Source organism: Planotetraspora kaengkrachanensis (genome assembly GCF_016862895.1).
GTDB classification, from domain to species: domain Bacteria; phylum Actinomycetota; class Actinomycetes; order Streptosporangiales; family Streptosporangiaceae; genus Planotetraspora; species Planotetraspora kaengkrachanensis.
Genome location: NZ_BONV01000005.1, coordinates 295,599 through 322,026, shown reverse-complemented (window position 1 = coordinate 322,026; position 26,428 = coordinate 295,599). Strand labels below are relative to the sequence as shown.

The 26,428-nt window shown below is 71.3% G+C and carries 26 protein-coding genes; 12 read left to right on the top strand and 14 right to left on the bottom strand.

The genetic code is table 11. The annotated features are described in order from the left end of the window. Positions 1–280 precede the first annotated feature (280 nt). The 4 genes from Pka01_RS09775 (at position 281) to Pka01_RS09760 (ending at position 6,191) form a co-directional block, all read left to right on the top strand. Positions 281–2,527, top strand: coding sequence for a HelD family protein (locus tag Pka01_RS09775; RefSeq protein ID WP_203882308.1), 2,247 nt, complete (start codon positions 281–283; stop codon positions 2,525–2,527). A 737-nt stretch (positions 2,528–3,264) separates the two neighbouring features. After that, a complete protein-coding gene (gene lnt, locus Pka01_RS09770) occupies positions 3,265–4,827 on the top strand; it encodes an apolipoprotein N-acyltransferase (RefSeq protein ID WP_203882307.1) in 1,563 nt (520 codons plus the stop codon). Beyond that, positions 4,827–5,573 carry a polyprenol monophosphomannose synthase gene (locus Pka01_RS09765; protein ID WP_203882306.1) on the top strand — a complete coding sequence of 249 codons (747 nt, stop codon included), beginning with the start codon at positions 4,827–4,829 and terminating at the stop codon, positions 5,571–5,573. The genes lnt and Pka01_RS09765 overlap by 1 nt, the downstream gene beginning before the upstream one ends. Before the next feature lie 105 nt (positions 5,574–5,678). Further along, positions 5,679–6,191, top strand: a complete 513-nt coding sequence (locus tag Pka01_RS09760; protein WP_239114858.1) for an FxsA family protein — start codon at positions 5,679–5,681, stop codon at positions 6,189–6,191. A gap of 273 nt (positions 6,192–6,464) precedes the next feature. Here the strand turns inward: Pka01_RS09760 and Pka01_RS09755 are convergent, their stop codons facing one another. The 8 genes from Pka01_RS09755 to Pka01_RS09720 all read right to left on the bottom strand — a co-directional run bounded on the left by Pka01_RS09755 (position 6,465) and on the right by Pka01_RS09720 (position 13,392). Then, entirely contained in the window at positions 6,465–6,809 is a 345-nt protein-coding gene (locus Pka01_RS09755; RefSeq protein WP_203882305.1) for an RNA polymerase-binding protein RbpA, read from the bottom strand. A gap of 125 nt (positions 6,810–6,934) precedes the next feature. Beyond that, positions 6,935–8,356, bottom strand: coding sequence for an MFS transporter (locus Pka01_RS09750; RefSeq protein WP_203882304.1), 1,422 nt, complete (start codon positions 8,354–8,356; stop codon positions 6,935–6,937). Between the two features lie 18 nt (positions 8,357–8,374). Further along, positions 8,375–9,172: a glycerophosphodiester phosphodiesterase family protein gene (locus tag Pka01_RS09745; protein ID WP_203882303.1), complete on the bottom strand. Its 798-nt coding sequence runs from the start codon at positions 9,170–9,172 to the stop codon at positions 8,375–8,377. 59 nt (positions 9,173–9,231) lie between these two features. Continuing rightward, complete coding sequence (locus Pka01_RS09740; RefSeq protein WP_203882302.1) at positions 9,232–9,786, bottom strand: TrmH family RNA methyltransferase; 555 nt, start codon at positions 9,784–9,786, stop codon at positions 9,232–9,234. After that, the gene (locus tag Pka01_RS09735; RefSeq protein WP_203882301.1) at positions 9,783–10,376 is read right to left on the bottom strand and encodes a class I SAM-dependent methyltransferase; all 594 of its coding nucleotides are present in this window, start codon (positions 10,374–10,376) and stop codon (positions 9,783–9,785) included. Before Pka01_RS09735 ends, Pka01_RS09740 begins: the two co-directional genes overlap by 4 nt. Before the next feature lie 91 nt (positions 10,377–10,467). Then, the gene (locus Pka01_RS09730; RefSeq protein ID WP_203882300.1) at positions 10,468–11,415 is read right to left on the bottom strand and encodes a VWA domain-containing protein; all 948 of its coding nucleotides are present in this window, start codon (positions 11,413–11,415) and stop codon (positions 10,468–10,470) included. Further along, a complete protein-coding gene (locus Pka01_RS09725; RefSeq protein WP_203882299.1) occupies positions 11,412–12,335 on the bottom strand; it encodes a DUF58 domain-containing protein in 924 nt (307 codons plus the stop codon). The genes Pka01_RS09730 and Pka01_RS09725 overlap by 4 nt, the downstream gene beginning before the upstream one ends. 7 nt (positions 12,336–12,342) lie before the next feature. Beyond that, entirely contained in the window at positions 12,343–13,392 is a 1,050-nt protein-coding gene (locus Pka01_RS09720) for an AAA family ATPase (protein ID WP_203882298.1), read from the bottom strand. Between the two features lie 367 nt (positions 13,393–13,759). Between Pka01_RS09720 and Pka01_RS09715 the strand changes: the two genes are divergently transcribed. Both Pka01_RS09715 and Pka01_RS09710 read left to right on the top strand, forming a co-directional pair. Beyond that, positions 13,760–14,515 carry a hypothetical protein gene (locus Pka01_RS09715; protein ID WP_239114857.1) on the top strand — a complete coding sequence of 252 codons (756 nt, stop codon included), beginning with the start codon at positions 13,760–13,762 and terminating at the stop codon, positions 14,513–14,515. An 82-nt stretch (positions 14,516–14,597) separates the two neighbouring features. Continuing rightward, positions 14,598–15,359, top strand: coding sequence for a TSUP family transporter (locus tag Pka01_RS09710; RefSeq protein ID WP_203882296.1), 762 nt, complete (start codon positions 14,598–14,600; stop codon positions 15,357–15,359). On the opposite strand, the gene Pka01_RS09705 is transcribed toward Pka01_RS09710, so the two are convergent. Together Pka01_RS09705 and Pka01_RS09700 are read right to left on the bottom strand one after the other, a co-directional pair. Then, positions 15,341–16,606, bottom strand: a complete 1,266-nt coding sequence (locus Pka01_RS09705) for an MFS transporter (protein ID WP_203882295.1) — start codon at positions 16,604–16,606, stop codon at positions 15,341–15,343. The two genes, Pka01_RS09710 and Pka01_RS09705, sit on opposite strands and share 19 nt — an antisense overlap. Positions 16,607–16,789: 183 nt before the next feature. Then, complete coding sequence (locus Pka01_RS09700; RefSeq protein ID WP_203882294.1) at positions 16,790–17,554, bottom strand: DeoR/GlpR family DNA-binding transcription regulator; 765 nt, start codon at positions 17,552–17,554, stop codon at positions 16,790–16,792. 70 nt (positions 17,555–17,624) lie between these two features. Between Pka01_RS09700 and Pka01_RS09695 the strand changes: the two genes are divergently transcribed. Next, positions 17,625–18,602, top strand: coding sequence for a helix-turn-helix transcriptional regulator (locus Pka01_RS09695; protein ID WP_203882293.1), 978 nt, complete (start codon positions 17,625–17,627; stop codon positions 18,600–18,602). Positions 18,603–18,630: 28 nt separating this feature from the next. Here the strand turns inward: Pka01_RS09695 and Pka01_RS09690 are convergent, their stop codons facing one another. After that, positions 18,631–19,215: a CGNR zinc finger domain-containing protein gene (locus Pka01_RS09690; RefSeq protein ID WP_203882292.1), complete on the bottom strand. Its 585-nt coding sequence runs from the start codon at positions 19,213–19,215 to the stop codon at positions 18,631–18,633. Positions 19,216–19,366: 151 nt separating this feature from the next. Between Pka01_RS09690 and Pka01_RS09685 the strand changes: the two genes are divergently transcribed. Beyond that, on the top strand, positions 19,367–20,260 hold the full coding sequence (locus Pka01_RS09685) for an NAD(P)-dependent oxidoreductase (protein ID WP_203882291.1): 894 nt from the start codon (positions 19,367–19,369) through the stop codon (positions 20,258–20,260). Here the strand turns inward: Pka01_RS09685 and Pka01_RS41205 are convergent. Beyond that, on the bottom strand, positions 20,220–21,467 hold the full coding sequence (locus tag Pka01_RS41205) for an FAD-dependent oxidoreductase (RefSeq protein ID WP_203882290.1): 1,248 nt from the start codon (positions 21,465–21,467) through the stop codon (positions 20,220–20,222). The genes Pka01_RS09685 and Pka01_RS41205 overlap by 41 nt on opposite strands. 84 nt (positions 21,468–21,551) lie before the next feature. Here Pka01_RS41205 and Pka01_RS09675 point away from each other — a divergent pair, with 84 nt between their 5' ends. Next, positions 21,552–22,061 carry a MarR family winged helix-turn-helix transcriptional regulator gene (locus tag Pka01_RS09675; RefSeq protein WP_203882289.1) on the top strand — a complete coding sequence of 170 codons (510 nt, stop codon included), beginning with the start codon at positions 21,552–21,554 and terminating at the stop codon, positions 22,059–22,061. On the opposite strand, the gene Pka01_RS09670 is transcribed toward Pka01_RS09675, so the two are convergent. After that, a complete protein-coding gene (locus Pka01_RS09670) occupies positions 22,056–22,286 on the bottom strand; it encodes a hypothetical protein (protein WP_203882288.1) in 231 nt (76 codons plus the stop codon). The genes Pka01_RS09675 and Pka01_RS09670 overlap by 6 nt on opposite strands. 177 nt (positions 22,287–22,463) lie before the next feature. Here Pka01_RS09670 and Pka01_RS09665 point away from each other — a divergent pair, with 177 nt between their 5' ends. The 3 genes from Pka01_RS09665 to Pka01_RS09655 are packed head-to-tail and all read left to right on the top strand — an operon-like array spanning position 22,464 to position 25,249. After that, positions 22,464–23,630: a sensor histidine kinase gene (locus tag Pka01_RS09665; protein WP_203882287.1), complete on the top strand. Its 1,167-nt coding sequence runs from the start codon at positions 22,464–22,466 to the stop codon at positions 23,628–23,630. After that, complete coding sequence (locus Pka01_RS09660; protein WP_203882286.1) at positions 23,627–24,319, top strand: response regulator; 693 nt, start codon at positions 23,627–23,629, stop codon at positions 24,317–24,319. The genes Pka01_RS09665 and Pka01_RS09660 overlap by 4 nt, the downstream gene beginning before the upstream one ends. 42 nt (positions 24,320–24,361) lie before the next feature. Beyond that, entirely contained in the window at positions 24,362–25,249 is an 888-nt protein-coding gene (locus tag Pka01_RS09655; protein WP_203882285.1) for a GNAT family N-acetyltransferase, read from the top strand. Positions 25,250–25,292: 43 nt separating this feature from the next. Here the strand turns inward: Pka01_RS09655 and Pka01_RS09650 are convergent, their stop codons facing one another. Next, on the bottom strand, positions 25,293–26,420 hold the full coding sequence (locus tag Pka01_RS09650; RefSeq protein WP_203882284.1) for a winged helix DNA-binding domain-containing protein: 1,128 nt from the start codon (positions 26,418–26,420) through the stop codon (positions 25,293–25,295). Positions 26,421–26,428 lie beyond the last annotated feature (8 nt).

Below are 26,428 nucleotides of genomic sequence, written 5' to 3'. Positions count from 1 at the left end.
GGCTCGGGGAAAGCGCCGCCGACCGGCCGCTTCGCGGTTCGTGATCATGCACACTTTCGCGGTCGCACGTCCCGGCCTGCGGCTTCGCCGTACGTGATCATGCAGAGCGTCGCGGCGTGCCGGATCACGCATAGAATCGCAGCAGGTCGGAGGCGTTGATCACGAATCTGAGCATGATCACGGCGGGGGAAGTCGCAGGTCACGTCCCTCCTCCCGAACCTGTGCATGATCACCCCCTTGGCTGACGGGTGGGGAGAGGCGACGTAGAATCTGGCGGCCTATGTCTGAGTCAACGGCGGGCGAGCTGGCCCGGGAGCAGAAGTACGTCGCCGCGCTCTATGAGCGCCTCGACGTGTTGCGGGTGCGCACGCGCGGACAGCTCGACGACGTGCTGGCCCAAGGGGCCACGGGCACCCATCAGAACCGGTCCGAGCGCGACTCGTTCGCCGGAATGTACGCGCAGCGGCTCGCCCGGCTCTGGGCGGTGGAGAACAGCCTGTGCTTCGGCCGCCTCGACCACGCCGACGAGACCCGCCTCTACATCGGCCGGCTCGGGCTCTCCGACGACGACCAGCAGCGCCTGCTCATCGACTGGCGGGCGCCCGTCGCCCAGCCCTTCTACCGCGCCACTCCGGCCGCCCCCATGGGCGTCACCCGGCGCCGCCACCTCCACACCAGGGGCCGCACGGTCACCGGCGTGGACGACGACCTCCTCGACCTCGACGCCCTGAGCGACGCCGACCGGGCCTCACTGAACGGCGAGGCGGCCCTGCTCGCCGCGCTCGGCGAGAAGCGCACCGGCCGGATGCGCGACATCGTGGCGACGATCCAGTCCGAGCAGGACAAGATCATCCGAAGCGAGCTGAACGGCGTGCTCGTCGTCCAGGGCGGACCCGGCACCGGCAAGACGGTCGTGGCCCTGCACCGGGCGGCCTACCTCCTCTACACCTACCGGGAGCGCCTGGAGCGCAGGGGAGTCCTGATCATCGGGCCGAACCCGACCTTCATGCGCTACATCGAGCAGGTGCTCCCCTCGCTCGGCGAGACCGACGTGCTGCTGTCCACCGTGGGCGAGCTCTACCCCGGGGTGAAGGGCACCCGGCAGGACCAGCCCGAGGCGGCGGTCGTCAAGGGGTCGATCCGGATGACCGAGGTGATCGCGAGAGCCGTACGGGAACGGCAGCGGGTACCGAGGAAGACGCTGGAGATCCGGCTCGACAAGTTCACCCTGAAGCTCGACAGGCAGACCTTCGACGCGGCCCGTTCGCGCGCGGTCCGCTCGCGCAAGGCGCACAACCAGGCGCGCGCCGTGTTCGTACGGCACCTGCTGAACATCCTGACCCGGCAGGCCGCCCGGCATCTCGGCCGGAGCATGCTCGACGACGCCGACTTCGCCGAGCTGCGGGAGGACCTGCGGACCGAGGAGCCGGTCCGGGCCGCGCTGAACCGGCTGTGGCCGTACCTGACGCCGCAGCAGCTGCTGATCGGCCTGTACACCTCCAAGGAGCGGATGGCGGAGGCCGGCCTGTCGCCCGAGGAGCAGAGACTGCTGCTGCGGGAGCCGCCGCGGGCGGGCGAGAACTGGTGGAGCGCGGCCGACGTGCCGCTCCTCGACGAGGCCGCCGAGCTCCTCGGCGAGATCGACGAGGGAGTGCTCAGGGCCGCCCGCCGCGCCGAGCAGGAGCGTGAGGAGCGCATCGCCTACGCCAGGGAGGTCCTGGAGCTGACCGGCATGGCGGACATCATGGACGCCGAGCGGTTCGCCGAACGCCAGCAGGCCGATGAAATCTACCTGACGACGGCGGAGCGCGCCGCGGCGGACCGCACCTGGGCCTTCGGCCATGTGATCGTCGACGAGGCGCAGGAGCTGTCCGAGATGGCGTGGCGGACCGTGATGCGGCGCTGCCCGAGCAGGTCGATGACCATCGTCGGGGACATCGCCCAGACCGGCTCGGCGGCGGGCGCGGCCAGCTGGGGCCGCGTGCTCGAGCCGTATCTCCAGGGCCGCTGGCGGGAGGCGGCGCTCAGCGTCAACTACCGCACGCCCGCCGAGCTGATGGAGGTCGCCGGGCGGGTGCTCGAGCTGGTGGGGCCCGATCTCAAGGCGCCGGAATCGGTACGGGAGACCGGCGAGCGCCCGTGGGCGATGCGGGTGGACGACCTCGCCGCGGAGTTGGGGCACGCCGTCCGGGACGAGGTTGTTGAAGGCGGCAGGCTCGTCGTGATCGTACCCTCCTCGGACGAGGACCGGCTCGGCGCGGCGGTCGCGGCAGAGGTGACCGGCGCGGTGACCGGCGCGGGACCGGCGACCCTGGACGCACCGGTCTCGGTCATGTCGGTGGCGGACGCCAAGGGCCTGGAGTTCGACGCCGTGATCGTCGTCGAGCCGGAACGGATTCTCCGCGAGTCCCCGCGCGGCCCAAGCGATCTTTATGTGGCGCTGACCCGGGCCACGCGACGGCTTGGCGTGATCTACACCGGCGGACTGCCAGCCGTTTTGACGCCCCTTGATCAGCGGGTCCGGTGATGGGGGAATAACGCGAGGTGGCACGATGTGGGGGACATCACTGGAAGACCCCGGATCGACACTGCTCACGCAGCCTGTCCTAGCTGCGAAAACTTGGTATTTTCGCTGATCGGGACACGGTTGACATCTGCGCTGAGGTCGGTAGTTTGCTGCGCAGTCCAGCACGGGACTGACTGGTTGGCCGTCTCAAGACATCACCGGATTCTGCGTCCGTGACGGAGCGTGACTCCGTCTGCACAGCCAGGCGCAGGTCGGCGTTCCGTCGAGTCGGGGCACCCCAACCGGCCGGGGGGTTGGACCCGGGGAGGGGTCCGGACACCCAGTAGACAACGGAACTCCGCGCCCGCCGCCGACGGGACGGGAACCGGTCCGAAGGGCCGTCCGGGCCCCCTTCCGCCGTGCGCGGCGAAACCGTGCGTGGAGACACGCCAGGTGATCCTTGGGTCCACCGCGAGGGACTCAAGGATCACACCGGCCGAGATCGCTCCGAGTGACCGCCGCCACCGCCTGTGTGACCGCCGGCACCGGCCCCCGCGAGCCGCCGGGCCCGCCCGTCGGCGCCCCGTCGGCGCCGGGCGCCCGCCTCTTTCTCCCACCGTCCGCGGCCCGAAATCGGCCTCTTGGATTGGCGCTGTTCACCGGGATCTGGGAAGCTGTCCGCACTGGCCGGTCCGGGACTTCGCGTCGCGTGGACCGGCGCCGGGAGGGCACACTCACGCACGAGGAGACACCGCCCCGTGGCATTGGAAGTCAAGGACGAGGCACCACCCCCCACACCTGAGAGGCGTACGGCGCCGCCGGTGGGGCATGTGCTGTTCCGTCTCGGCGCATCGGTCGCGGGCGGCCTGGTGCTGTTTTTGGCGTTTCCCCCGATCGGGCTGTGGTTCCTCGCACCGCCGGGTGTCGCGCTGCTCGCCCTCGCCCTGTACGGCGTGCGCCTTCGCCGGGCCGCCTGGCTGGGATACGCGGGGGGCCTCGCGTTCCTGCTGCCCACCCTGGCCTGGGTGCGCCCCATCGGCTACGACGCCTGGGCCGCCCTCGCCGGGATCGAGAGCCTCTACTGGGCCGCCCTGGCGTGCCTGGCCGTGCTCGTCATGCGCCTGCGGCTGTGGCCGCTGTGGGTGGCCTGCCTGTGGGTCGCGCAGGAGTGGGCGCGCGGGCGGTTCCCGGTGGGAGGCTTCCCCTGGGCGAGGCTGGCGTTCAGCCAGGGCGAGTCGCCCTTCACGCCGTACGCCGCCCTCGGCGGCGCGCCGCTGGTGAGCTTCGCGGTCGCCCTGTCCGGCGCCCTGCTCTGCTACCTGGTCGTCCGGATCGGGCGCGGGTTCCGGCGCGACCGTCTGGTCGCGGGGACGCTCCTGGCCGCCGTGGCCGTACCCGTGCTGGGGTTCGCGGTGCCGCTGCCGGGCGACGGGGGCAAGACGGTGACCGTCGGCATCGTCCAGGGCAACGTGCCCGGCCGGGGGATGGACTTCCTCGGCGACGAGCCCTCGATCGTGCTCCGCAACCACGCAGACGAGACCCACAAGATGGCCGAGGCCGTCCGGGCGGGCAGGCTGGCCAAGCCGGACATCGTGGTCTGGCCGGAGAACTCGACCGACATCGACCCGTACCGCAGCGCGTTCGCGAGCGGGATCATCGACGCCGCCGCCAAGGACATCGGCGTGCCGATTCTCGTCGGAGCAGTCGTGAACGTCGGGGACGCCAACCGGGCCACCCGAGGGCTCGTCTGGGACCCGGTCACCGGCCCCGGCGCCTACTACGACAAGCGCAAGCTCGTGCCGTTCGGGGAGTACACGCCGTTCAAGAGCATCGTGCTGGCCCTGTCGAAACGGGCGAACCTGGTCGGGCGCCAGTCGATCGCGGGCGACGTCCCCGGGGCGCTGAAGATGGGCCCCGTCACCGTCGGCGCCGTGGAGTGTTACGAGGTGGCCTTCGACGACGACGTGCGCACCACCGTCGAGGCCGGGGGAAGCCCGCTGGTCGTCCAGACCAACAACGCCACGTACGCGCTGACGAATCTCCCCGCGCAGCAGCTCGCGATGTCGCAGTTGCGGGCGGTGGAGCACAACCGGGCCGTCGTGACGGCCGCGACGACCGGAATTTCGGCATACGTCTCTCCGGGTGGCAAGGTGGAGTGGCAGACCGCCGAACTCGTCCCGGCCATGAACGTGGTGAAGGTCCCGGTGCGGACGGAGAACACGCTGGCCACCGAGGTAGGTGCGCTGCCGGAGTGGATTTTGATACTGATGGGGGCCGGAGCCGTGGCGGCGGCGTCCTATGCGGCACGGAGGAAGAGCTGATGGAGCGGACCCCCGGGCGGGTTCTCGTGATCGTTCCCACGTACAACGAACGTGAGAACCTGCCGTTGATCGCCGCGAGGTTGCGCGAGGCGCTGCCGGACGTGCACCTGCTCGTCGCCGACGACAACAGCCCCGACGGCACCGGCGAGATCGCCGACAGGCTCGCGGAGCAGGATGATCACATCCACGTGCTCCACCGTCCCGGCAAGCAGGGTCTGGGCTCCGCCTACATCGCCGGATTCCGCTGGGGCCTCGCCGAGGGCTACGACGTGCTCGTCGAGATGGACGCCGACGGTTCCCACCAGCCGGAGGAGCTGCACAAGCTGCTGAACCGGGTGGCACGCGGGGCCGACCTGGCGATCGGCTCGCGCTGGGTGCGGGGCGGCCAGGTGCTCAACTGGCCGGCCTCCCGCCAAATCCTCTCGCGCGGCGCCAACATCTACGTGCGGCGGATGCTGGGCATCCCGGTGCGCGACGCGACGGCGGGGTTCCGCGCCTACCGGGCCGCCACGCTGGAGAAGATCGGCATCGACGACGTCGAGTCCCAGGGGTACTGCTTCCAGGTCGACCTCACGCTGCGGACCGTACGGCACGGCCTGCGGGTGGCCGAGGTGCCGATCACGTTCGTGGAGCGGACCATCGGCACGAGCAAGATGAGCCGCGCCATCATCCTGGAGGCCTTCTGGCGGGTGGCCATCTGGGGCGTTGACGGGCTGCCCGAGCGGCTTCGCCGCAGGCGGCGATAGCCCCGCCGCGGGCGGCCACGACCCGGTGCGGGCCTGCGAGGAACCAGGAGCGCCACGGAAGCGTTGACCGGTTTGTACGTCTGTCGCGGCGAGTGAGGCACGTTGATGTTGCGTATCGGACTCTTTCTGGCCTTCCTGGTCGTCCCGGTTCTGGAGATCTGGCTGCTGATCAGGATCGGCACCGTGATCGGCGGCTGGCAGACGGTCGCCCTGCTCATCGCGGACAGCATCCTGGGGGCCTGGCTGGTCCGCCGGGAGGGCCGGCGCGCGTGGGCGGCCCTGCAGAGTGCCGTCCAGTCGGGCCGGATGCCGGATCGTGAGCTGGCCGACGGCGGGATGATCGTCGCGGGAGGGGCGCTGCTGCTGACCCCCGGATTCCTGACCGACATCCTGGGGTTCATCCTGATCCTGCCCTTCACGCGGCCCATCGCCCGGCGTGGGCTGGCGTGGTTCCTGCGGCGCCGTGTCCAGGTGCTGACGGCCCGCTCGCCGTACGGTCCGATGTTCACACCCGGAGGCGGGTTCCAGCGGCCGGACGGGGGAGCGCGCGGGCACGTGATCGACGGCGAAGTAATCGAGGGCGAGGTCGTCGACGATTCCCGGCGGCGGGACGCCTGACCGCTTTCGGGACCCGCGGAGCCTTCCCGGCGCATGATCCTGTCGGGACGGCCTAAGCCTCTCGGGGTGCGGGTCGGGGTCATCTGGTCTTGTCCCGAGGACGCCTGAAAGTCTCTGAGGGGGCCGGAGTGGCCATGGGCGGTCCCATCTGGCCCCTGGAGCCCCGGGAACCCCTGAATCCCCTGGAACCCCTGGAACAAACGCGTCGGCCCCTGAACATGCGAACGCCCCCGTCGGCCTGCCGGCCGACGGGGGCGTTTTCACACCTGCCGTCTACGCGCTCTTGCGTCGCTGCGCCCTGAGAATCGCGAGCCGCTCGTTGAGCACCTCTTCGAGGTCCTCGATGGAGCGGCGCTCCAGAAGCATGTCCCAGTGCGTACGCGGCGCCTTGGACTTCTTCTGCTGGGGCTCTTCGGCGTCCACCCGCAGTGCGGGGGCGCCGCAGCTGCGGCACTCCCAGTTCGTCGGGATCTCCGCCTCAGCGGCGAGGGGCACGGTGGTGAGATGGCCCTTGGGGCAGGTGTAGGACACCTCCTGGCGCGGAGCCAGATCGGTGTTGCGGTCGTTCTCGTAGCTGGTCGCCCCGAGCCGGGTACCGCGAAGTGCACGCTCGCCCATGTTCTAAGCCTCCTGAGGTCCCCGCGCATGAGAGGGGTTTGTCTCCACCGCGTACAACGCCTGATACCGTGTGTGGATTCCCACCAGAGACCTGATCCAATCGCGCTTTTTACGGCTCGCGTGCCTCAGAGATGCTCTGGAACCTCATTCCCGGCCGCGCGGATGGCCTTGGGCAGGTTGACGGATAGCAACATGATGAAGCCGACCACGAAGAACACCACGAGCGAGACGATCGCGATCCGGTAGCTGTTGGTGAACTGCACCGCGAGGGTGATGGTGAGCGAGCCGATGAACGCCGATCCCTTGTCGCTGATCTGCAGCAGGCTGAAGAACTCCGCCTCCTTGCCACGCGGGATGACGTGGGAGTAGAGCGACCGGGACAGCGCCTGGGTGCCGCCGAGGACGATGGCGATGGCGAACCCGAGGGCGTAGAACTGCACCTGGGCGCCCTCCGCGAGGAAGACGGCCACCACGACGATCACGATCCACACGACGAGGCTGGCGAGCACGGTCCGCTTGGTGCCGTACCGGCGGGCGAGCCTGCCGAGCAGCAGCGCGCCGCCGAACGCGACGAACTGGACCATCAGGATCGCGGTGATCTGGACGGTGGTGTCGAGCTTGAGCGCCTCGGAGGCGTAGGCGGCCGAGTTGCCGATCACCGTCTGCACGCCGTCGTTGTAGATCAGGTAGGCGACCAGGAACAGCAGCGTGCCGGGGTAGCGGCGCAGTTCGGAGATCGTCCGGCCCAGCTGGCGGAAGCTGCCGCCGACGGAGCGCAGCGCGGTGCTCTCATGGGCGGGGACGGGCCGGTTGCGCAGCCTGAGGAGCGGGATGATCGTGAAGATCGCCCACCAGAGGCCCGCCGACATCATGCAGATGCGCACGGCCATGCCCTCGGCGACCCCGAAGTTCTCGTGGCCGACGTAGAGGACGAGGTTGAGGGCGAGCAGGAGGAATCCGCCGAGGTAGCCGAAGGCCCAGCCGCGTGAGGAGACCTTGTCGCGCTCGGCGGGAGCCGAGATCTGCGGCAGGAAGGAGTCGTAGACGACGACCGACGCTCCATAGGCGACGTTCGCCAGGATGAACAGGGCGCCGCCGAACAGGTAGCGGTCGCCCTCGAGGAAGAACAGTCCCATGGTCGCCAGTGCGCCGACGTAGGCGAAGGCGCCCAGCAGTTCCCTCTTGCGTCCCGTGTGGTCGGCCAGCGCGCCGGCGATGGGCAGCAGGACGATCTGCAGCAGCGTCGAGACCGTGAGGATCAGCCCGAAGTAGGCCGCGGGCCGGATGTCGAAGCCGAGCACGTCGACGTAGCCGAGTTGAGCGGTGGTCAGCTTGTCGAAGTCCCTGGTGCACACCTCGAGCGGGGTGGACGCGAAGTCCTGCTCGCAGGCGGCGGTCTTGGCGATCGGGATGAGGTAGGGCCCGAGGAACACCGAGATGATCGTCGTGTAGAAGGCGGAGTTCGCCCAGTCGTACCAATACCAGCCGCGCCGTTCGCGGCCCTGCGCCCGGGGGGCCTCTTCCTTGGTGACCGGGGGGGAGGTCATGTTTCTGTGTCTCCTCGCCTAGCTGCTCGCCGTGCCGGGATGCCACTGGCCACGCCTGTCGAGCACGTCGCGCAGGCCGGTGATGTTGTCGGTCATGATGCCGTCGACGCCGAGGTCGAGCAGGACCTCCATCGTGACGGGGTTGTCGATCGTCCAGACGTGCACCTGCATGCCGATGGCATGCGCCGTGCGGACGAAGGCGCGGGTGGTGACGCGCAGGCCGCGGAACCCGATGGGGACCTGGGCGCAGGGGACGCCGGCGCGGGCGAGCCCGTTGAGCAGCCGGCCGTAGCCGCCCGCGAGCGCGGCGGCGCGCAGGGCGGCGATGCCGCGCGGGCCGAGGGCCGAGCACACGTCGCGGCCGATCGCCTTGCGTGCCTGTTCGAGCCGCAGGTCGGAGAAGGAGGTCAGGCAGACGCGGTCGTAGGCGTTGGTGCGGCGGATCGCGCGGGCCAGCGGCACGATGGCCGGGCTCTCCTTGACGTCGATGTTGAGCCGTACGTCGGGCCAGGTGCCGAGCAGGTCCTCGATGAGCGGGATCTCGTCCTTGCCGCCGATGCGCGCCTTGCCGACCTCCCGATAGGGAAGCGCGGAGATCCGTCCCGTGCGGTCGGTGACCCGGTCGAGGGTGTGGTCGTGGAACGCCAGCAGCACCCCGTCGGACGTCGCGTGCGCGTCGGTTTCCAGGTAGGTGTAGCCGAGGTCGACCGCCCGGGAGAAGGCGGCCATGGTGTTCTCACGGCCCTCCGCCGCTCCGCCGCGATGCGCGAAGGCGAGCGGCCCGGGATGGTCGAGGAACGGATAGCGGCGCTGCACGAGCAGGAGTATGCCGGTTACGGAGCCGGACCGTCATTGAGCAGAAGTGAACATTTGCGTCACGAGTCCCCCTTCGACGCCCATTCCTGACGCCGGGACTCGGCGATCACGATCGCGGCGGCGACCGACACGTTGAACGAGCCGACCCTGCCCACCTGGGGGATGTAGACGACGGCGTCGGCCGCCTCCAGCGAGGCGGGGGAGCAGCCGTGGTCCTCGCTGCCGACCAGCAGGCACACGTCGCCGGTGAGGTCGGCGGCGTGCAGGGGGACGGCGTCGCCGGTGAGTTCGACGGCGACGACCGTGAAGCCCTCCTCCTTCGCGGCCTTGACGGCGTCGGAGACGGGGACGGGTTCGTGCCACTCGACCAGGCGGTCGGTGCCGAGCGCGGTCTTCTGCACCTTGGGGTTGCTCGGCGGGGTGGCGTTCCCTGCCAGCCAGACCGTGTCCACGCCGAACGCCGCGGCGCTGCGGAAGATCGAGCCGACGTTGAACGGGCTGGTCACCGACTCAAGGATCAGCGCCATGCGGCCGGTGGTGGCGCGGCGCCAGTTCCGGTTCAGCCGTTTCACGTCGGTCGGCCGCAGTTGCCTGCGCGGGTTGGGCGTGGTCATCGGGCGTCCACTTTCAGGATTCGGTAGGCGGCGCGGGAGGCGAGCCGGGAGGTGGGCAGACCCTGGTCGTTGAGCCAGCGCTGCAGGGAGTCGGAGCCGAGGTGCTTCTGGACGACCAGGTACGCAGAACCGCCGGGCGCGAGGCGGCCGAGCCACCGGGTGAGCATCTCGTGGAGTGCGGCCTTGCCGATGCGGATCGCGGGGTTGGACCAGATGGCCTGGAACCGCACGTCGTCCGGCACCTCGTCGGGGAGAACCGGCCTTACTTTGTCAAGGCCGGCGCCTTTTGCGTTCCGCTCGCACAACTCCACGGAACGGCGGTTGACGTCGACGGCCCAGACCGTCGCGCCGGGCGCCCTCGAGGCCATGGTCAGCGCGATGGGGCCGTAACCGCAGCCGAGGTCGAGCAGGTCGCCGCCCGCGGGCGGCGGAGGCACGGTCTCCAGCAGCACCCGCGTGCCGGAGTCGATCCGGTCGGGGGAGAACACGCCCCGATCGGTCTCCAGCCGCAGATGCAGATCCGGGAGGACCAGGTTGACCACGCCGGGACGGCTGGCCGCCTGGGGGCTTTCCTCGAAGTAATGTGCCACGTGCACAAACGTACCAACGCCTGACAGCGGTGATCGCCGGACGCCGCTGTCCACAGGCCTGTGGACAGTCTGTGGACAATGCTGGGGATGTTCAGGGGATGCGCGACCCCAGGAGCATCGCCGACGCGGCGACCAGGATCCCGGCGATGATCGCCCCGATGAGGAACCGCTGCGTGATCTCCTCGTGGACGACGCGGTAACCGAGGGACGTGCCGATCTGCGAGTACACCTCGCGCAACTCGCTGCCCGACTCCGCGGCGTACGCACGGCCGCCCGTGCCGTCCGACAAGGACTTCAGCGTGGTCTTGTTGACCGGCACCTGGACCGGCCGGTTGTCGATGTTCACCGTGCCTTCCGGCGTGCCGTACGCGATGGTCGAGACCGGCACCTTGGCGCCGACGGACGCCTCGATGGCCTCGTTGACCGACCTCCCGGAGGTGTTGTCGCCGTCGGAGAGCAGCACGATCGCTGACGGGGGCGGGTCGGTGACCGCGCGCTGGTCGAAGGACCTGATCGAGTCGAGGGAGTTGAAGACGGCCTCGCCGATCGCGGTGCCCGGCCGCGTGGTCAGGTTGGAGATCGCGGTGGTGACCGCCACGTGGTCGGTCGTGGGGGAGATCACCACGGCCGCCGACCTGGCGAAGGCCACCACGCCGACGTTGAACCTCTCGGGCAGGTCGTCGACGAACTGCTGGGCGGCCTGCTTGGCGGCGATCAGGCGGGTGGGCGGGACGTCCGCTGATTCCATCGACAAGGAGATGTCAACCGCGATGATGATGGTCGCGCGGTCGCGGGGCACCCGTACGGCGTCCGCGGGCCGTGCCGACCCCAGGACCAGCAGGATCAGCATCAGCAGGAACAGCGCGGCGGGCACGTGCCGGCGCCACGCCGGGCGTTCGGGGGCGACCAGGGAGAGCAGCGCCAGGTTGGTGAAGCGCACGGCGTAGCGGCGGCGGGTCAGCTGGACCAGCACGTAGCCGATGGCGAGCGCGGCCACCAACGTGAACAGCCAGAGCCAGCCCGGAGCAAGGAAGATCACGTTGCCGCCCCTCGGGTGGAGGCCGTCCGGCGCATCAGGTAGGCGGTCCGCCTCTGCCGCAGGACGAACTGCGCGATGTCGAAGACCCAGTCCCGGTCGGTCCGCAGGACGAGGTGGGAGGCGCCGCTGCGGCGCAGGGCCAGCCGGTTGGACTCGCGTTGCGCGGCCGCCGCCTCGGCGTACCTTTCCCGGATGTCCCGCGACAGGTAGATGTCGCGGCTGCGCCCGGTCTCCGGGTCGGCGAGGGTGACCAGGCCGACGTCGGGCAGCTCGAGCTCGCGCGGGTCGATGACCTCGACGGCGAGCACCTGGTGGCGGGAGGCGAGCCTGCGCAGGGCGGGCTCCCAGCCGTCCGGGTCGTCGAGGAAGTCCGAGACGATCACGCGCAGGCCGCGCTTGCGGTGCGCGGCGGCCATCATCTCGATCGCGGGGCCGAGCTCCACCGAGCCGCCGGACGGCGGGGCGCTCAGCAGGGAGTGCAGCAGCGCGTACAGCGGCGGGCGGCCCGGCCGCGCCGGGTAACGGTGAACGTCGTCGCCGTGCAGGATGTAGGCGCCGAACCGGTCGCCGACGCGGCTGGCCAGGAACCCGATGGCGCCGACGGCGGAGATGACCAGGTCGCGCTTGGCGACGTCGGCCGTGCCGAAGTCCATGCTGGCCGACAGGTCCGCAAGCGCCCATGTCTCCAGCTCACGGTCGGCGATGAGGTCGCGCACGTGCGGGGTGGTGGTGCGCGCGGTGACGGCCCAGTCCATCCGGCGGACGTCGTCCTCGCCCGGCACGTAGACGCGGGTGTCGCCGAGCTCGCTTCCCGGGCCGGGGATCAGCCCCTGGTGGCCGCCGTGCAGCAGGCCGTCGAGCCGCCGCACCACGGTGAGCTCCAGGCGCCGCAGCGCCTGGTCGGGCGTGGCCGGGCTCATCGGCCGATCACCGGGGACCCTGGTTGTTCCACACGACGAGAGGCGGTGGGACGGCCATCAGGATCTGGCGCACCACGCCCTCTGCGTCGACGTCGTCGGCCAGCGCGTCGAAGGTGAGCATCAGCCGGTGCGACATCACGTCGACGGCGACGTCCCGGACGTCGTCGGGCAGCAGGTAGTCGCGTCCCCGGAGGAGGGCCAGAGCACGCCCGGCCGCGATCAGGCCCAGGGTCGCCCGGGGGCTGACGCCGATCTCGATGACCTCCTGCAGCTCGCGCAGGCCGTAGTCGGCGGGCGTGCGGGTGGCCATGACCAGGCGGACGACGTAGTCGGCGACGAGCTGGTGCACCGACACCTCCTCGGCCATCTCCTGCAGCCGCAGCAGCCGATCGGGGTCGAGCACGGGCCCGGCCACCGGAGGGTGGACGCTCATCCGCTGCAGGATCTCCAGCTCCTCGTGGGCGCTCGGATGCGAGACCCTGACCTTGAACAGGAACCGGTCCCGTTGCACCTCGGGCAGCGGGTAGACGCCCTCGGACTCGATGGGGTTCTGCGTCGCCAGCACGATGAACGGCCGCGGCAGGATGTGGGTGCGTCCCGCCAGGGTGACCTGCCGTTCGGCCATGACCTCGAGCAGCGCCGACTGGACCTTCGCCGGCGCGCGGTTGATCTCGTCGGCCAGCAGGAAGTTGACGAAGACCGGCCCGAGCTCGACGTCGAACCGCTCGGTGCTCGGGTGATAGACGCGGGTGCCGACGATGTCGCTCGGCACGAGGTCGGGGGTGAACTGGATCCGGGCGAACGTGCCGCCCACGACCGTGGCCAGCGTGGAAGCCGCGAGGGTCTTGGCCACGCCGGGCACGCCCTCGAGCAGGCAGTGTCCTCGCGCGAGCAGGGCCACCAGCAGCCGCTCCACCATGTGGTCCTGGCCGACGATCACACGTCGTACCTCGTCGAGGGCGTCGCGGAGGAGCCCGACGTCGGCCGGCCCGGCGTCCGCCCGGGCCGCGATCGCCTTGCCCGGCTCCGGGTCACTGAGTTCATCGGCAACGCTCATGCACGTTATTCAATCGTGACTCGGCAGGAGAATCCATTTCTCTCCCATTTGGGATGAGGCAAATGGCCGTATCGCCTGGATTGCGGTCTGGGGTGGACGGCAGGCGCGCGCCGGTCGCGTCCGGTTTCGTGTGATCTCGGTGTGATGTGCCCGCGGTCTTGGCGCCTCGTGGAGATGGCCACCTTTGTCTTCTGCTCCGTTTGCGCGTCGGCAAAACTGCGGCGTTCAGGGCTGGGCGCGGAGGCGTCCCCGTGTCACCGAGGCCTGGTGCGCAGGGGGCCGCATCGCCTCGATGCGCGCCGCCCCCCTCCGCCGCCGGGACCGTTGATCGACGCGCCCGTCGTGCGCGTGTGTTTTCATGAGGGTGATGGTCACTCCGCTGCAGTACGGCGACCCGCCCCACCTGGGGCCGTTTGTGCTGCAGGCGAGACTGCGCACGGCGCCTGCCGGGCTCGTCTACCTGGGACAGGCCCCGGACGGCCGCGCGGTGTCCGTCGCCGTGCTCACCAGCGGCGCGGCTCTCGACGCCGCCGCACGGGACAGGTTCGTGACCGCCATCAGAGACGCCGAGCAGCCCCGCGCGGGCGTGCTCGGCTGGGGCGCCACGCTCCTGCACCGGGTCCGTGGGAGGGCCCCGGCCGACACGCCGCCCATCGTCGCCATGCACGACGGGCGGGCTCCATGGGTGGCCGTGCCGTACGTGCCGGGCGGACCGGGGGCCGAGCGGTTCCTCGACCCGGTCATGGTGTCGGGGACGCTGATCGGCAGGCGGCAGGGGCCCGAGTTCGTGCCGCACTGGCTGGGCGACCGCACCCCCGCCTTCCCGGGGCCGCCGCCCCCGCCTCCGCCGCCTGTCGGCACGCGGCGTCAGGTGGTGCTGGCCTCGGCGTTGCTGGCGACGCTGACGCTGCTGATGATGGTCATGTTGTGGCTGCTGGTCTTCCGCGGCGACGAGGAACATGAGCCGTCGCGGCCGCTTCCCGCGACGAACTTCGTCCCGACGCCGCCGCCCGTCCCGACGTCGCCGGAACCACAGGAACCCTCGCCGACGCCGTCGGAGGGCGGTTCCGGCAGCCAGAGCCCGTTGCCCCGCAGCAGCGACGACGGTGGCGACGACATCTGACCGACCCCTGTGACGTGGCGATATTTCCTGCCGCTACCCTCGACGTTGCGAAACGATGACGATGTTGGGGGGATGCGCAGCGATGCACGCCGGGACGATCGTGCTGCTGCTCGTGGCGGCGCTGGCCGCGGGGTGGGTCGACGCCGTCGTGGGCGGAGGAGGTCTGCTCCAGCTGCCCGTGCTGATCCTCGCGGGCCTGTCACCCGTACAGGCCCTGGCCACCAACAAGTCGGCCGCCATCTTCGGCACGGCGTCCGCCGCGGTGACGTACGTGCGCGGGACGAAGCTGGACCGCGCGGTCGCGTTGCCGGCGGGCGTGCTGGCGGTGGTTTTCGCGGGGGTGGGCGCGGCCTCGGCCGCCCTTCTCGACGCCTCGATGCTCAAGCCGCTGGTCATGGCCGTGCTGCTGGTGGTCGCGGCGTTCGTGACGTTCCGTCCTGCCTTCGGCAGGCTGCCGCATCCTCATCTCCGGACGACGGCCCGGGTGGTGAGCGCGGTCCTGGTCGCGGGGGTCGGGATCGCGTTCTACGACGGCATCCTCGGCCCAGGGACGGGGACGTTCCTGCTCATCGCGTTCACCTCCCTGCTGGGAATGGACTTCGTGCGCGCCTCGGCGACCGCGAAGGTGATCAACACGGGGACGAACCTCGGCGCGCTGATCCTGTTCAGCGTGCAGGGGCACGTGATGTGGGCGCTCGGCCTGAGCATGGCCGTCTGCAACATCATCGGCGCGCAGGTGGGCGTCCGCATGGCGTTGCGGCGCGGCGCCGGATTCGTCCGCGTGGTTCTGCTGTGCGTCGTGACCGCGCTGGTCGTCAAGCTCGGCTACGACCAGTTCGCCTGAGCGGGCACGTCGGCGGCGTCCGTTCCGCCGGTTCGCGCCGGCCGTACGGCGGGGGCGGCAAGGGCGACGAGAAGCGTCAGCAGGGCGGGGACGAACAGGGCCTTCGGCAGGGTGACGAGTTCCGCGAGGGAACCGATGATCACCGGGCCGGCGAGGAAACCGGTGTATCCGAGGCTCGCCACCACCGCGAGCGCGCGTCCGGACTGCGCGGGGTCGCGGTGCCCGGCGGCGGAGAAGACCTGCGGGATGACGCACGACAGCCCCGCGCCGAACAGGGCGAATCCGACGACCCCGGCGACCGGCGTGCCGATCAGGAGGTTGATCGCGAGACCGGCGGCGCCGAGCAGGCCACAGCCGCGCACCAGGGTTACCGGGCCCAGGCGGGCCGCGAGGCGGTCGCCTGCGAAACGCCCGGCGGTCATCATGATCGAGAAGGCGGCGAACGCGGCGGCGGCGAAGCCGGGGGAGGAGCCGAGATCGTCGTGGAGGTAGACCGAACTCCAGTCGGCGGAGGCCCCCTCGCCGACGAGGCCGCAGAATGCGAGCACGCCGAGGAAGAACGCGCCCTGCGGCAGGCGGCGCCGAGCCGGGGTGGTCCGGCCGGCGGGGCCGGTTCCGGTGGTTCCCTGAGCGGCTTCGGGCGCGGCGGTTTCCGGCTCCGGGGGGTGCGGGGTGTCGCGCAGGGCACAGCGGGCCGACAACACCGCGACGACCAGGATGAGCGCTCCGGCGACCGCGAAGGTGACGGCCGGGCTCACGTCGGCGCTCGCGAAAACCCCGCCCAGCGCCGACCCGGCGAAGCCGCCGACGCTGAACACCGCGTGGAAGGCCGACATGATCGGCCGGCCGTACGCGCGTTCGACGGTGACGGCGTTGGCGTTCATCGAGACGTCGAGTGTGCCGTTGACGACGCCGAACAGGAACAGGGCCAGCGTGAGCATCGGCAGGCTGGGCGCGAGGGCCGGGAGCACCAGGACGGCTCCCTGGGCGAGCGCCGCCGGGATCATCACGCGGTCGCTGCCGTACCGGTCGACGAGCCGGCCGATGACCAGCATTCCGGTGATGGCGCCCGCCGCGATGCCGAGCAGTGCCAGGCTCAGGCGGCCGTCGGAGAGGGCGAGGTCGTGCTTGATGGCGGGGATGCGGGCGGTCCAGGTGCCGATGGCCGTTCCGGCGAGCAGGAACAGCCCGAAGACGGCGATGCGGGCGCGCCGCAGGGAGGGCGGGGCGGTGGCGAGTGGCGCCATGAGGCAGGGCTCCAACGGTGAGGACTGCATGATCACGGACCGGATTCGGCCAGGTGAGCGGTGACGCGGCCGAATCCGTGCATGATCACGTAGTGGAAGGGCGCAGGTGGGAGGGCATCTTCACGAACCTGTGCATGATCACGCGGAGGGGGGCGTGGTCACGCGGGGGGGCGTGGGGTGTGATCACGCGGGGGGGATGCGGACGGTCACGCCGGCGGCGGTGAGGGCGTCGTGCTGGTCCTGGGGGATGCCCTCGTCGGTGACGACGACGTCCAGCCTGTCGAGCGTGCAGACCGAGCCGAACGCCGTGCGGGAGAACTTCCCCGAGTCGCAGGCGACCACGACGCGGCGGGCGGAGGCGAGGGCGGTCTGTTTGATCGCGACCTCCGGCAGGTCGTGGGCGGTCAGGCCGTGCTCGGCGGACAGGCCGCAGCAGCCGATGACCGCGGTGTCGAACCGCAACGACCTGATGGAGGCCTCGGTCAGCGGGCCGACGAAGTTCATCTCGCCGTGCCGGACCTCGCCGCCGGGAAGGACGAGGCGGATCCGCGGAGCCCCGGCGAGCTCCTGCGTCGCCTGCAGGGCGAGCGGAAGCACCGTGAGCCGGCGGTCGTGTATCGCTCTGGCGACCTCGAGGACGGTCGTGCCGCCGTCGAGCAGGACGGCCTCGCCGTCCGCGAGCAGGCTCGCCACCTCCGCGCCGATCCGCTGCTTGGCGTCGACCGCCTCGCGCTCGCGGACGCCGAAGGGCGGCTCCTCCCCGCGCAGGAGCAGGCTGAGCGCGCCTCCGCGGACCCGCCGCACCACGCCCTGCTGCGCCAGTTCGTCGAGGTCGCGGCGGATGGTCATCTCCGAGACGCCGTGCAGGGCGGCGAGCTCGGCCACCGAGACGCTGTCGGACGTCCGCAGCTCGTTCATGATGGCGCGGATCCGGTCGGCACTTTCCATGCGTTCATTTGAACATCATCGATGTTTGAAAGCAAATAAATCTACATTGTAAAGGTGGCAGACTGGGCGCATGCGCGCGAGCCGATTGCTCTCCCTCCTGCTGCTCCTCCAGACCCGCGGCAGGATGACCGCGCCCGAGCTCGCCGTGGAGCTCGAGGTCTCGGTGCGCACGGTCTACCGCGACGTGGAGGCCCTGTCGGCCGCCGGCGTGCCGGTGTACGCCGATCGCGGCCCGCTTGGGGGATACCAGCTGCTCGACGGCTACCGCACCCGGCTGAACGGGCTGACCGCCGAGGAGGCCTCGGCGCTGTTCCTCGCGGGACTCCCCGGCCCGGCCGCCGAACTCGGCCGCGCCGACGTCGCCGCGGCGGCCGAACTGAAGCTGCTTGCCGCGCTTCCGCCCGAGCCCCGTTCGCGCGCGGCCCGGATGCGTGAACGGTTCCATCTCGACGTGCCCGGCTGGTATCGCAGCACCGACGACGTGCCGTTCCTGATGGACGTCGCGGAGGCGGTGTGGGACGACCACGTCGTCCGGATGCGTTACCGGCGGTGGGGCCGGGCCGAGGTGGAGCGGGTCGTGCACCCGTACGGTCTCATCCTCAAGGGCGGTTCGTGGTATCTCGCGGCGTCGTGCGAGGGCAGCGTCCGAACGTACCGGGTCGGCCGCATCATCACGGCCGAGGTGCTGGACGAGACGTTCACGCGGGCGCCGGACTTCGACCTCGCGGCCTTCTGGCGGGAGTTCGCCGTGGAGTTCGCCGCGCGGATGTACACCGCCGAGGCGGACATCCGGATCGCGCCGGGGATGGAGGACCTGCTCCGCTACACCATGGGCGCGGACGTCAGCGACAAGGCCCTGGCGGACGGGGTGACCGACGCGCAGGGGTGGACGCGCATCACGCTGCCGATCGAGTCGGTCAACCACGCGGCGTGGCAGCTGCTGCGGCTGGGGTCCTCGGTGGAGGTGCTGGGCCCGGCCGAAGTGCGCGACCGGATCGCGAGGACCGTGGCCGAGCTGTCCGTCATGTACGGCCAGGCCCCCGAATGAGCGGCGGCATGGCCGGCGCGGCGTGAGATCAGCCGGACCGCGGATTGCGCTGCCGGAAGGCCGCCTTCTTGGCCCTGTTGCCGCAGGTGTTCATGGAGCACCAGCGGCGGTTTCCTGGCCGGGAGACGTCGACGAACAGGCCCGCGCAGTCCGGGTCGGCGCAGCGGCGAAGCCGTGACCTCGCCGGCCCGGTGAGGACGTCCACCGCGTCGCGGGCGACGAGGGCGAGCACGTGCCGCACCTGGGCACCCTCCTGGCGCCAGCGGAGCCGCCCGACCTCGTCGAGCCGGGGGGCGAGGGCCGGGCGCGCGGCCCAGTCGTTGAGGATCGCCGCGTCCCGCGGATCGGGGAACCCTCCGGTGCGCACCTGCTCGGCCGCGCGGTCGATCGCCTCGCGCAGGCGGCGCGCCCCGGCGAGCGTGGCGGGTCCGACCGGGGAAGCCTCGGCGAGCAGCCCGGCCCGCACGCACCAGCGCGCGAGGTCGCCGGGGACGGCGAGCCGTTCACGGGGGACGGGCGCGCCCCGGTCGCCGAGCGTCGCGGTGAACGTGAAGCACAACCGCCCGTTGCCGAATCTGAAGCCGTCGTCCCGGCGTCCGCCCTCGCTCTCCACGGAACCACCATAGCCGGTTCCAACGCGTCGCCAGTCCGGTGCTAACGTGCAGGCCGGGCGGGCGCGGGGTACGACGAGCGCCAGGGCCTGCCGAGCCGGGGCGTGCGCGCCTCGACCGGCTCTCGAGTGCACGATCGAGGGGGATCCAGCGATGACAGCGATGAACGTCGGTTTCGTGGGGCTCGGCGCCATGGGACGGGGGATGGCGGCCAACCTGGTTCGCGCGGGCCATGCCGTACAGGTGTGGAACCGGTCGCCTGAGCCCGTCGCCGAGCTCGTCGCGATGGGCGCGTCCCGGGCGGACGGTCTCGAGGCCGTCTTCACCAACGACGTCGTGATCTCCATCCTGTCCGACGACGCGGCCGTCGAGTCGGTCCTGCTGAATCCGCGCCTTCTCGGAGGCGCGACGGCGACCGTCCACGTCAACATGGCGACGGTCTCGGTCGAGCTGGCCGACCGCGCCGCCGCCCTCCACGCCGAGCACGGCCTCGGCTACCTCTCCGCTCCGGTGATGGGCCGGTCAGAAGTGGCGGCCGCCGGGAAGCTCAACATCGTCGCGGCGGGCGACGGCGCACTGATCGACCATGTGGAGCCGCTGTTCGCGGCCATGGGGCAGCGCACGTGGCGCATGGGCGACACGCCTCACCAGGCCAACCTGGTCAAGATCGCGGGCAACTTCCTCATCGCCTGCGCGATCGAGTCCGTCGCCGAGGCCTGCGCCCTCGCCGAGTCGAGGGGGATCAGGTCCACCGAGCTCGTCGACCTGATGACGAACACGATCTTCCCCGGCGTGATCTATTCCGGTTACGGGTCCATGGTCGCCGAGCGGCGTTACGAGCCCGCGGGGTTCCGTCTCGCGCTCGGGCTCAAGGACGTCTCGCTCGCGCTGACCGCCGGGGCCGGAGCCAATGTGCCGCTTCCGTTCGGAAGCGTGCTGCGCGACTCCTTCGTGGACGCGATCGCGCACGGCGACGCCGACCTCGACTGGGCGGCCGTCGCCGAGGTCATCCGGCGCCGCGCGGGCCTGGCCGAGGGGGGCTCGTGACGGACGGGCGCGGCATGAGGGGGTTGCTCAGTGAGGCGGAGACCATCTGGAAGCCGTGGCGGAGCATCTCCGTCTCGTAGCGGCCCACGGCCTCGATCAGGGGAACGCCCCCTGATGCGACGCCCACCAGGGCCTGCCGCAGGAGTTCGGCGTGGCGCAGTGTCGTGTTGGCCCCTTCGCCGCGCCCGGGCGACATGGTGTGCACCGCGTCGCCGAGGAGCGTGACGTCCGCCGTCGGCCACGGGGAGACGGGCCGCGCGCTGCGCAGGCCGACCGGGAAGGTGGCGGGTACGTCGGCCTCGTCGACGATCCGCCGGGCCAGCGGGTGGAAGTCCGCGATCGTCTCGCGCGCCAGCCGGTGCAGGGTCTCCCCGTCGGACCGCCGGAACCCCTCGGGGGTGAGCGACGGCCCGGCCGGCCATCCGGTCCGCTCGTCGCTGGAGACCATCCAGGCGAGGTAGCCGGGCATGTCCGTCAGCCGTGCGCCGGGCGCCAGCCTCGCGACGGCCTCGGGCACGGGCTCCCTGGTCCTGCAGGTGACCACGGACATGGCCGCGCCGCCGGGCGCGATGAGCCGGTTGAAGCTGTCGACGAGGACGCCGGGGAGCCGGTCGAGCATGCCGGGTGTGATCGGCGTCCGGCCGTAGACGAAGTTCCCGAGGTCGTCGACCTCGGCGGCGGGCAGCAACTGGCGGCGGACGGCCGAGTTGGTCCCGTCGGCGCCGACGAGCAGGTCAGCGGTCGCGACGGTCCCGTCGGCGAAGTGGGCCCGCACCCGCCCGTCCTCGGCGTGGTCGTACCGGACGAAGGTCTTGCCGAAGTGGCGGGCGTCGTCGAGGCCGGACAGCAGGATCTCGCGCAGCGTCAGCCGGTTGACGCCGAAGAAGACGTCGTGGGGGAGCGGCGGGACGGGCTTTTCGAACTTGGGGTTCAGCAGGTGGTCAAGGAACGCCATCCGTGTGGCCGGCAGGATGGCCGTCGCGACGCAGAGCTCGAACAGGTGCTCCGGCAGGCAGCTCCTGAGTGCGGACGTGCCCTCCTTCTTGAGCGAGATGCGCCAGCCCTGGCCGCGAAAGTGGGCGGACCGGTCGCGCTCGTAGACGTCGACGCGGACGCCGGACTTGCGCAGGCCCTGAGCGAGGCAGAGCCCGCCGACGCCGCCGCCGATCACGAGCACGTGCGGGCCGTCGGAGTTGTCTTCGTTCATATGGGGGTCCTTTCGGGGGTAACGGCCCCACCGTAGCCCGATAGCTGTCGCGACAGCAACAGTCATGACAGCTATCATGACGCGATGGAATCCCCATCAGCCGGAAGCCGGCCGTACCAGGACCAGGACCAGGACCAGAACCGCGCCGTGCCGATCGCGCTCGTCCTGGGAGGCGGCTCGCTGCTCAACCAGGTCGGCCGCGAGCTGCGCACCGCCGTGGAGAGCCGGCTGGCGCCGTTCGACGTCACGTCCCAGCAGGCCGCGCTCCTCCTGCACGCCGCGCGGCAGGAGGCGAGCCCCAACCAGCTCGCGCCCCAGCTCGGGACCGACACGGCGGGCATGACCAGACTGCTGGACCGCCTCGAGGACAAGGGCCTGGTACGGCGGCGCAGGCATCCCGGCGACCGGCGCTCCATCGTCATCGAGGTGACCGACGAGGGGCGGGCGATCGTCCCCCGCCTGGCCCCCGTGTTCGGCCGCGTCACCGGGCGGCTGCTGGCGGGATTCACAGAGACGGAGGTGCGGGAGCTCACGGGCATGCTCCAGCGCATGCTGGAGAACCTGACCGGTACCGGTGCCGAAGCGCTGTCATGAGCGCTTGGCCGGCTCGGCCGCGATGACCACGACCACGCCCAGGAGCGCCAGCGACAGGTTGGCGAACAACGCGTTCTCTGCGAGGACGTCGACGCGGGGGATGACGAGGCGGTTGAAGAAGTTCAGCACGATCCCGAAGAACGGCTGGACCAGCAGGTGGTCGATGGCTCCGCTGACCCCCTGCAAGGTCAGGAAGATCCCGATGAACTGAATCGTCGAGCGCATGATCGGAACGCTAGGGAGCCCGCGCCGGCCCGCGGAACGGCCAAGAGGCTCTCCGCGGCCCGCCGCGCGTATCCGCCCGGCGGGCCGTGACCGACCAAAGTAGCGTTCGTCCGGACTTCGGTATCGTCGCCTCGCGGGCACCTGGCCGGACGCCGCCCGGTCGGTAGCCTCGAAACGATGGACGTCGTGGCGACCCGGCGCAGCACCCGGGACTGGATCGTGGACACCTGCTTGTTCCTGTTCGCGGTCGCCTTCGGGCTGCTCACGGCATCGGAGCGCGTTCAGGCGCCGCTGCCGGAGCCGGCATGGGTCTTCGGCCTCGACCAGATCGTCGCCACGCTGGGCTGCGCCGCACTGTGGCTGAGGCGCAGCCGGCCGGTCGAGCTCTGCGTGGTGCTGATCGCCCTGGCGGCGTTCTCGGAGCTGGTCTCGGGCGCGATGCTGGTCGCCCTGTTCACCGTCGCGGTCCATCGGCCGCCCCGGACCACGGGGATCGTCTTCGGGCTGAGCCTCGTCTCCGGGGTCGTCTACGTCGAGCTGCGTCCCGAGCCGGCGATGCCCGGTCTCCTGCTCTTTCTCCTGGGGCTCGCCATCCAGGGCGCCATCGTCGGCTGGGGCCTGTTCATCCACCACCGGCGGGAACTGGTCGTTTCGCTGCGCGACCGGGCGGCCCGCGCGGAGACCGAGGCGCATCTGCGCGCGGAGCAGGCCCAGTTGCGCACGCGTGAGGCCATCGCCAGGGAGATGCACGACGTGCTCGGCCACCGGCTGTCGCTGCTCAGCGTCCACGCCGGTGCGCTGGAGTACCGCCCCGACGCCCCGCCCGAGGACGTCGCCCGTGCCGCCAAGGTGATCAGAGAGAGTGCTCACCAGGCGCTGCAGGACCTGCGCGAGGTCATCGGCGTGCTTCGCGCGCCGGTGGGCGAGCTGCCGCAACCCACCTTCGCGGACATCCACCAGCTCGTCGCCGAGTCGGTCGAGGCGGGGATGCGGGTCGATCTGCGGCAGGAGATCGGCGGCCAGGTTCCCGACGGCATGGGCAGAACGGCCTACCGCGTCGTCCAGGAAGGCCTGACCAACGCCAGGAAGCACGCGACGGGAGCCGGTGTGCGGTTGCGTGCGGCGGGGGCGCCCGGCCAGGGGCTGACCGTCGAGGTGGGCAACACCGCTCCGGACGCCGAACCCGTTCCCCGGCCTGCCGGATCCACCGCGACGGACGCCCCCGGCGGCCAGGGACTTCTCGGCCTGGCCGAGCGGGTCGCGCTCGCGGGCGGGCGGCTGGAGCACGGCCCGACCGGGGAAGGCGGCTGGCGTCTGGCGGCATGGTTACCCTGGCCGACATGACCACCTCGGCCTCCCTCCCCGTGGGCGTGCTCATCGTCGACGACGATCCCCTGGTGCGTGCCGGCCTGACGATGATGCTCGGCGGCGCGCCCGACATCCGCGTGGTCGCCGAAGCCGGCGACGGCGCGCAGGCCCTGTCGCTCGTCGACCTGCACGACCCCGACGTGGTGCTGATGGACATCCGGATGCCCGCGATGGACGGGCTTTCCGCCACCGAGGCCCTGCGCGCCCGCCCGGACGCACCCGAGGTCATCGTCCTGACCACCTTCGACGCCGACGAGCACGTGCTGCGCGCCCTGCGCGTCGGCGCCGCCGGGTTCCTCCTCAAGGACACCCCGCCCGACGAGATCGTGGCGGCGGTGCGGCAGGTCGCCAAGGGCCATCCCGTGCTCTCCCCGGCGGTCACCCGGCGCCTCATGGCCCGGGTCGCCCACTCCGGCCAGGACCGGCGCCGCGCCGACGCCGGGCGGCGCCTCGCGCTCCTCAACGACCGCGAACGCGAGGTGGCCGTCGCAGTCGGAGAGGGCAGGTCGAACGCCCAGATAGCCGCCGTCCTCTATCTCGGCGTCCCCACGGTGAAGACGCACGTGTCGAGCATCCTCACCAAGCTCGGCCTCAACAACCGGGTGCAGATCGCGCTGCTCGTCCACGACGCCGGTCTCCTCGACGAGCCGGACGTGGCCGGTTAAATCGATCGACGCGCCGTACGGCGAGTGGCTAATGTCCCATTTGTGCCAGAAACCGACTCGCCGATCGACCAGAACGAGGTCAGGCCTTCTTCGCCCGACCTGCCCGTCCGGAGGCTCGGCTTCGACGACCTGCCCGACTGCATGCTGCTGGCCGAGGACCGCGACTGGTCGCGTGAAGAGCGCAAATGGCGTCTGCTTTTCGACGTCGGCGAGGTCTACGGAATCGACGACCCAGCGGGCGGGCTGGCCGCGACGGTGGCGTCCACCCGGTACGGCACGGGGGTCGCGGCCATCGGCATGATGCTCGTCGCGCGCAGGCACGAGCGCCGGGGTCTCGGCAGGCGGCTGATGACGCACGCGATGAAGCGGAGCGGCACGTCGTGCCTTTGGCTGACGGCCACCGAGTACGGGCGTCCGCTCTACGAACGCCTCGGCTTCCGCGCGATCGGTCACTCCAGCGCGTACACCGGGTCGTTCCGGGCCCGGCCGTCGGATCCGGCCCGGCCTGTGTCGCGTCCGATGACCGCGGCCGACCTTCCCGCGGTGCTCGCCCTGGACGCGGAGGCGTGGGGGGCGCCGCGCACCGAACTGGTCTCCCGGTTGCCCGCCTTCTGTGCGTCGATGCGAGTCGTGGAGGGACCCTCCGGCGTCACGGCGTACGGCGGGGCCTGGCGCAACGAGGGCGTCACCGTGCTCGGCCCACTGATCGCGCGTGACGGGGAGACGGCTTCGGGACTGCTGTCCGACCTGGCCGCGGAGGCCGAGGGGCCGCTGCGGCTCGACGTGGAGCACCGGCGGCCCGCGCTGACCGGCTGGGCCGAGGACCACGGCCTGACCCGGGCCTTCACCACGACCGTCATGATCCACGGCGACGACCTTCCCGGCGACCGGGACCGGCTGTTCCTCCCGGTGACGGTCGCCCTCGGCTGAGCCCGCGCAGGGGGTCCAGGTCCGTGCCGGCCGCGACCCCGGTTCACGAGGCGAACCGGACGTCGCGGACCTCCGCCTCGGGGGCCAGGAATTCCGCGAGCGCCGCACCCTCGGCGGCCAGCGCGTCGGCGTCCTCGCCGGACGTCTTCGCGAAGAGGCGGATCACCAGCGTCGCCTTCCCGCGCTCCGCGGCGAAGGTCCACGTCCCCGCGGTGAATCCGTCGAGGAGGATGAGGCGGGGGACGGGCCCGTGGTCGTCGAAGTCCTGCCGGCGGTAGGCGTCGGTCACCACCCGCGACCTGTCGGCGTGCGAGAGCAGGAGATTGTCGAAGTCGTACAGCAACCGGGGCGGCGCGGGGGTGCCGGGATCCGGCCGAGGAGCGTCCGGCAGGTCGAACAGCTCGGCGCCGTCCTCGTCACGGAAGGACAGCAGGCGGGGCCGCAGGCGTTCGAGTATCTCGGTGAGCCGGGTCAGGCCCGACCACGTCTGCACGTCCCGCACGGTGGCGGGGCCGAACGCCGCGAGATAGCGCAGGACCATCTCCTCCACCGGGTAGTCCGCGCGAAGCGGCCGGCCCAGCCAGGCCTCGGCCGTGGTGTGCCTGGCCAGGCCGCTCGCGCCCCAGACTCCGCGGGGCGGCACCTGGACCAGCGGCAACGCGGCCCTCGTGGTCTGGGCGAGCGACGCCTGGTCGCGGCCCGGCCACCGCTCGCCGAGGACCCTGCCGAGCTCGCTGAAGGTCAGCGGCCTCTCCTCGACCGCCGCCCTGCCCGCGCGGGCGAGCTCGTCCGGGTCGATCCCCGCGACGCCCTTGCCGAAGACGGATCTCGTGCCGCGCTCGATCACCGGCTGGATCAGCGCACGCAGCGCGAGGGCGTCCTGCGCCGTCACCAGATGGATCGTCGACCGCATGAGTGCCATGCGGACGGCCCCGCGGCTCGTCAGCAGGTCGGCGGCTTCACGGGGATCGAAGCCGGCCAACCGGCCCCACAGGCCGACGTACCAGGTGTGCGGGGTCTGCGCCTGCAGGCCCACGAGGTGCTCGATCGCCTCGTGTGCCGTCATGTCGTGGCGGCGCAGCAGGAGTTGCCGCTCGAGAGTGGCGCGGTTGATCGCGCGGCGGCTCAGGACGGGGCCGGTCCCGGGGCGGATGTCGTTGCCGTTCTCCATGCCCCGAA

Bases quoted from the DNA above. Each gene is read 5' to 3' on its own strand.
- Pka01_RS09775 (WP_203882308.1), top strand. From the start codon at position 281: ATGTCTGAGTCAACGGCGGGCGAGCTGGCCCGGGAGCAGAAGTACGTC.
- Pka01_RS09765 (WP_203882306.1), top strand. From the start codon at position 4,827: ATGGAGCGGACCCCCGGGCGGGTTCTCGTGATCGTTCCCACGTACAAC.
- Pka01_RS09760 (WP_239114858.1), top strand. From the start codon at position 5,679: ATGTTGCGTATCGGACTCTTTCTGGCCTTCCTGGTCGTCCCGGTTCTG.
- Pka01_RS09755 (WP_203882305.1), bottom strand. From the start codon at position 6,809: ATGGGCGAGCGTGCACTTCGCGGTACCCGGCTCGGGGCGACCAGCTAC.
- Pka01_RS09750 (WP_203882304.1), bottom strand. From the start codon at position 8,356: ATGACCTCCCCCCCGGTCACCAAGGAAGAGGCCCCCCGGGCGCAGGGC.
- Pka01_RS09740 (WP_203882302.1), bottom strand. From the start codon at position 9,786: ATGACCACGCCCAACCCGCGCAGGCAACTGCGGCCGACCGACGTGAAA.
- Pka01_RS09725 (WP_203882299.1), bottom strand. From the start codon at position 12,335: ATGAGCCCGGCCACGCCCGACCAGGCGCTGCGGCGCCTGGAGCTCACC.
- Pka01_RS09720 (WP_203882298.1), bottom strand. From the start codon at position 13,392: ATGAGCGTTGCCGATGAACTCAGTGACCCGGAGCCGGGCAAGGCGATC.
- Pka01_RS09715 (WP_239114857.1), top strand. From the start codon at position 13,760: ATGGTCACTCCGCTGCAGTACGGCGACCCGCCCCACCTGGGGCCGTTT.
- Pka01_RS09710 (WP_203882296.1), top strand. From the start codon at position 14,598: ATGCACGCCGGGACGATCGTGCTGCTGCTCGTGGCGGCGCTGGCCGCG.
- Pka01_RS09705 (WP_203882295.1), bottom strand. From the start codon at position 16,606: ATGGCGCCACTCGCCACCGCCCCGCCCTCCCTGCGGCGCGCCCGCATC.
- Pka01_RS09700 (WP_203882294.1), bottom strand. From the start codon at position 17,554: ATGGAAAGTGCCGACCGGATCCGCGCCATCATGAACGAGCTGCGGACG.
- Pka01_RS09695 (WP_203882293.1), top strand. From the start codon at position 17,625: ATGCGCGCGAGCCGATTGCTCTCCCTCCTGCTGCTCCTCCAGACCCGC.
- Pka01_RS09685 (WP_203882291.1), top strand. From the start codon at position 19,367: ATGACAGCGATGAACGTCGGTTTCGTGGGGCTCGGCGCCATGGGACGG.
- Pka01_RS41205 (WP_203882290.1), bottom strand. From the start codon at position 21,467: ATGAACGAAGACAACTCCGACGGCCCGCACGTGCTCGTGATCGGCGGC.
- Pka01_RS09675 (WP_203882289.1), top strand. From the start codon at position 21,552: ATGGAATCCCCATCAGCCGGAAGCCGGCCGTACCAGGACCAGGACCAG.
- Pka01_RS09670 (WP_203882288.1), bottom strand. From the start codon at position 22,286: ATGCGCTCGACGATTCAGTTCATCGGGATCTTCCTGACCTTGCAGGGG.
- Pka01_RS09665 (WP_203882287.1), top strand. From the start codon at position 22,464: ATGGACGTCGTGGCGACCCGGCGCAGCACCCGGGACTGGATCGTGGAC.
- Pka01_RS09660 (WP_203882286.1), top strand. From the start codon at position 23,627: ATGACCACCTCGGCCTCCCTCCCCGTGGGCGTGCTCATCGTCGACGAC.
- Pka01_RS09650 (WP_203882284.1), bottom strand. From the start codon at position 26,420: ATGGAGAACGGCAACGACATCCGCCCCGGGACCGGCCCCGTCCTGAGC.